Source organism: Vulcaniibacterium thermophilum (assembly GCF_007923255.1).
GTDB lineage: Bacteria > Pseudomonadota > Gammaproteobacteria > Xanthomonadales > Xanthomonadaceae > Lysobacter_F > Lysobacter_F thermophilum.
On the sequence record NZ_VOHJ01000074.1, the window covers coordinates 1 to 1455 of the forward strand.

The 1455-nt window shown below is 61.0% G+C and carries 2 protein-coding genes and 1 pseudogene; all 3 read right to left on the bottom strand.

The window, feature by feature from the left end; genetic code table 11:
• Positions 1-448 (bottom strand): annotated as a pseudogene (locus FQY64_RS14600) (type IV secretion protein Rhs); the annotation flags it as partial.
• On the bottom strand, positions 429-788 hold the full coding sequence (locus FQY64_RS14605; protein WP_146475466.1) for a hypothetical protein: 360 nt from the start codon (positions 786-788) through the stop codon (positions 429-431). The pseudogene FQY64_RS14600 and the gene FQY64_RS14605, both read right to left, overlap by 20 nt.
• Positions 785-1455: RHS repeat-associated core domain-containing protein (locus FQY64_RS14610; protein WP_146475468.1), on the bottom strand; the 671-nt coding region annotated here is incomplete at its 5' end. The genes FQY64_RS14605 and FQY64_RS14610, both read right to left, overlap by 4 nt.

The window sequence follows — 1455 nt, forward strand, 5'->3', positions numbered from 1 at the left end:
CCACCCAGCGACGGACACGCTCGCCCTTGCCGTTGTAGCGGTAGTTCATCGTCGCCACGCCATTGGCCTTGGTTTGGCTCAGGCGGTTGGTGGCGTCGTAGACGAACTCGCGCGCGGTGCCGCCGATCGACGTCGTGTTGCCGGTGGCGTCGTACCAGCGGTTGATGCTGCCCACGCGGCTGAGACGGTGGCTGGTGGCAGGGTATGTGTAAGCCGTCGCCGCGCCCCCCGCCATCTTCGAGGTGCGGTTGCCGGTGGCGTCGTAGCCGTAGGCGTGCAGCAGCGCGTCGGTCGCGCCGCCCTTGCTCTCCGTCACCCGGCCCAGCGCGTCGTAGCCGAAGCGGCGCAGCGGCGGCTCGGTCTGGTCGCCGGTGCGCAGCACGGCCAGGTTGCCGACTTCATCGAACTCGAAGCCGAGCGGCCGGTGGTCAATCCTCGACGTCCTCATCCGCCTTCCCGCTTCCGCGAAAAACCCGGGTGCGGCCTTCGGCCTTACCCGGGCCACGCTGGCTATTTTCGTTCAACCTTGCCTCGTCACTGATCCGCTTCTTTCGGCGTCTAGTCCAGGCAATTGCTACTGAGATAAGACCCAGCAGCATGAGCACGTATGAACCATAGCCAAATACCCTAGAAAGGGCGCGATAGCAAGAAGCGCAAGCCACATCGCAACCCGGCACGACAGCTAGCCATGCGTAATAAATCCCGCCTACAAAGCTAACCGCACCTAAAGCTGCAAGCAGCAGCGCGATCAATACCAAACGAAAAGATGATAAGCGGCTGCGCTTCATGGCGTGGGTGAGAACCTAGAGCCGAGTGCTCCGCGTCTGCCAAGCGTGTTTGGCATTTCTGGCCCGTCCTGCGGGCCATAGCGGCAGGACGCTATCACACCTTGCGCGAAACTCCGGCATTGATTGTGCGTGCTCCACGTTCCAGTGGGCTGGCCTGGGCGGATCTTCCGATTAACGCAGTCTTCGTCTACGTTTCTCATCAATGTGCACCTTGAGCCCGGCAAACCGGATTGCCCGTTATGGGCCTTAGTTTGCGTATCGCTGTAAGGCCGATCTGCGCAGCCTTGGCCTGGGACTGGACATTGCCCACCCATCCCAGCCTCGTACCCCGAAGTCTTAATCCACATATGGCGGATGTAAGGGCGAAGGAAGGGCGGTATCCACTCAACATCGACAGGCCGATCACACAAGTAGACGGCAAGCCCGTAATAGTCCGCAAACATAAGCGGTCTCGAATAGACATATTCATACGTGTTGATGCCGCCAGCTAATCCAATCGGATCACTCTGCACATACCGCCCCGTCGTCGGGTCGTAATCCCGGAAGTAGTTGTAGTTCAGGCCGCTCGCACTGTCGTAGCGCTGCCCTGGGAAGCGCATGTCGAACACGAAGGCGATGCCGTCGGCGTCGGGGTCCGGGTTGGGTTGATCCGCGCCGAACGCTTCGC